Here is a 630-nt window from a genome sequence, read left to right on the forward strand (position 1 = left end):
CGACGACGCGCTCACCCACCGAGGGCTCGGTCACGCCGGCGCCCACCGCCTCCACGACACCGGCGATCTCGTTTCCCAGCACGGCGGGGAACGTCGTCGGGAACATCGATGACATGGCGCCGCCGCGGATCTTCGCATCGAGCGGGTTGACCGCCGCCACGGCGACGCGCACGAGGACCTGCCCCGGGCCGGCCGAGGGCGAATCGACTTCTCTGGCCTCGAACACCTCGGGCTCTCCGAACCGGGTGATGACTTGAGCTTTCATGGCCGTCTCCTTCATTTGTGTGGTCGGCAACATGAATGACGGTACCAGATTTATGTGGCCGGCAACCTATGTTCGATGACAGCGAACAGACCGCCGGAAGCGATAAGGGGTGCGGATGTCGGCGGCCAGTGCTTGGCTGGGCGCCATGCGCACCGTGACCTCTGCCGACGGCACACCCATCGCGTACGACCAGACCGGTGAGGGAGACGGCCCCGTTGTCGTCATCGTCAACGGCGCCCTGTCGACGGCGGCCGACGCCGCCGGACTCGCGGATGCTTTGACGGATGCCGGCTACCGGGCCGTCGCGTGGGACCGCCGCGCCCGCGGCTCGAGCGGCGACGCGCGGGGCTCCACGCCGGATCGCG

1 protein-coding gene and 1 pseudogene are annotated in these 630 nt (G+C 68.9%); one reads left to right on the forward strand and one right to left on the reverse strand.

The genetic code is table 11. From position 1 onward, the window contains the following. The coding region (locus tag B1729_RS19145) for an alcohol dehydrogenase catalytic domain-containing protein (protein ID WP_163634406.1) at positions 1-265 on the reverse strand (265 nt) is incomplete at its 3' end. A 145-nt stretch (positions 266-410) separates the two neighbouring features. Here B1729_RS19145 and B1729_RS19150 point away from each other — a divergent pair. Then, positions 411-630 (forward strand): annotated as a pseudogene (locus B1729_RS19150) (alpha/beta hydrolase); the annotation flags it as partial.

This window comes from Microbacterium sp. B35-04 (assembly GCF_010634885.1).
GTDB lineage: Bacteria > Actinomycetota > Actinomycetes > Actinomycetales > Microbacteriaceae > Microbacterium.